Origin of the sequence: Caballeronia sp. (genome assembly GCF_049581465.1) — a bacterium.
GTDB lineage: Bacteria > Pseudomonadota > Gammaproteobacteria > Burkholderiales > Burkholderiaceae > Caballeronia.
The window spans coordinates 1-2,490 of record NZ_JBAUSA010000291.1 but is presented as its reverse complement, the minus strand read 5'-3'; the positions used below and the strand labels follow the sequence as shown (position 1 = coordinate 2,490).

2 protein-coding genes are annotated in these 2,490 nt (G+C 65.7%); both read left to right on the top strand.

The genetic code is table 11. The features are described from left to right. Window positions 1-1,437: helix-turn-helix transcriptional regulator (locus tag WCA53_RS07320; protein ID WP_423907452.1), on the top strand; the 1,437-nt coding region annotated here is incomplete at its 5' end. Between the two features lie 200 nt (window positions 1,438-1,637). Further along, on the top strand, window positions 1,638-2,490 hold an 853-nt coding region (locus WCA53_RS07315), incomplete at its 3' end, for an AAA family ATPase (RefSeq protein WP_423907450.1).

The following is a 2,490-nucleotide window of genomic DNA, read 5'->3' as shown; positions in this document are numbered from 1 at the left end:
GCCGAGGACGGGCCGTCAACCGATTTTCAGCATGCGCGCGCTGACCTGATCCGCGCCCAACTTGCATTCGTCACCGGCCGAGGCAGCGACGCCCCGCCGCTGCTGCTGAAGGCGGCTGAGCGGTTCGAACCAATCGACGCCGCTATGGCTCGCACGACTTATCTGCACGCCCTACAGGCGGCGGTATTCGCCGGCCGATTAGCAGTAGGCGGCGGGCTCGTGGAGGTCGCACGCGCGGCCAAGACGTCGCCGCGACCGTCGACTCCCACCGTCTCGGACCTTCTTCTCGACGGGTTCGTCGCGAACTTCACCGATGGTTATGCGGCAGGCCTGCCGGTCTTGGGCCGCGCTGTCAGCGCCGCCCGCCGCGACGCGTCACATGGAGAGCAACAATTTCTGTGGCTGGCCGGTATCGCCGCCTTACACATGTGGGATGACGAAAGCTGGGATGCAGTTTCGAGGCGCCACGTCGAGCTTGGCCGTTCGGCAGGTGCGCTGGCTGAGCTGCCGTTGGCACTCAGTTCTCGTGCGGTGATGCTCACCTTTGCCGGCGAACTCACCGCCGCGGGAGCCCTCCATCAGGAATTGAAGACGGTGACGGAAGCGACTGGCGACAGCCTCGCAACCGACCCCGCCATGAGCCTGGCCGCGTTCCGCGGCAACCAGGTCGAGGCGTCCGCGTTGATCGAGGCCACCGCACGAGACGTCGTGCGACGGGGTGAAGGTATCTGGCTAAGCGTCGCCGAGTGGTCGGAGGCGGTACTCAACAACGGCATTGGTAATTATCAGGCGGCGCTGACCCCGGCCCTGCGCGCCGCCGAGCAAAATGATCTTGCCCTGTCGGCCTGGTCCACAATCGAACTCATCGAAGCTGCTGCGCGCAGCGGTGCGTCCCACACAGCAGCCGAAGCCGTCGCACGGCTCTGTGAGATGACCAGTGCGAGTGGCACTGATTGGGCGCTCGGCGTTGAAGCGAGATCACGCGCGCTGATCAGTGAGGCGGCCGACGCCGAGCCGCTATATCGCGATGCAATAGAGCGGCTTGGCCGTACCCGCATGCGCGTCGAACTAGCGCGGACGCATCTGCTCTACGGGGAATCGCTTCGCCGGGAACGGCGCCTTGGTGACGCGCGGACGCAGCTGCGCATCGCACACGACATGTTCGAAGAGATAGGCATGGAAGCCTTCGCCGAGCGGGCCCGCCGCGAGCTACTGGCCACCGGAGAGACCGCCCGCAAGCGCACACCCGCCGCAACCGGCGCACAGCTGACGCCACAAGAAGAACACATCGCGCGGTTAGCCGGAGAGGGGCTGACCAACCCGGAGATCGGCGCGCGGCTCTTCATCAGCGCCAAAACGGTCCAGTATCATCTGAGCAAGGTTTTCACCAAGCTCAGCCTCAGCTCACGCAGCCAGCTCCCTACAGCATCTCTCTAGCGTCGCTGTGCCATGCGCGAGTGGTTACGGTCGCATCCATCGCTCTGGTGAACGGCCTCGAGCCGGACCACAAGTGATCCCACCCTCACCGCGGATGTAGGTCGCCGCGATTTGTTTGCTTTTGGGGAGGCCCCGGCTCCGCCCAGTGAAAAACGTGCATATCGTCAGGCGACGGTGAATGGTGGGACTATTTGTGTGAGATGGAGCTGATCGACCGATTCGCCGAGCGCGGCCTGCTGGACTCAGTGCTGCACGACGTCCGATCGGGTCAAAGCCGCGTACTGGTCCTTCATGGTGATCCGGGTGTTGGTAAGTCGGCGTTGATGGACTATGTGGCGCGGCAAGCCGGGGGCTGCCGAGTGGTCCGCGCCGCCGGCGTCGAATCCGAGATGGAACTCGCCTACGCCGCGCTGCACCAGCTGTGCATCCCGCTGCTGAATCGCCTCGACCACCTCCCTGAACCGCAGCGTGATGCACTGAGCATCGCATTCGGAATGAGCGCGGGCCAGGCTCCGGATCGGCTGGTGATCGGGCTGGCAGTGTTGAGCCTGTTTTCCGATGTCGCTGAGGACCGGCCTCTGGTCTGCCTGATCGACGATCTGCAGTGGCTGGATCGGGCCACGGCGCAGGCCCTCGCCTTTGTGGGCCGCCGACTCGCCGCCGAAGAGGTGGCCTTGATCGTGGCCAGCCGTGTCCCCCTGACCGACATGGCCACGCTACCGCAGATGCCGGTGAAGGGCTTGCGGGAGGCCGATGCGTGGGCGCTGCTGGACTCGGCGCTGACCGTCCCGCTCGATGCGCGGGTGCGCGACCAGTTCGTGGTCGAGACGGGAGGCAATCCGCTGGCGTTGCTGGAGTTATCGCGCGGTCTGGGTGTGCATGAACTGGCCGGTGGGTTCGGACTCCCGGGGTCAACGCAACTCTCTGCGGCGGTCGAGGAAAGCTTCCGCCGTGAGGCGCAAGCCTTGCCCGAGAAGACCCGCAGCCTGCTGCTGCTGGCGGCGGCCGAACCGCTGGGCGATCCGGAGCTCCTCTGGCGCGCCGCCGCAATCC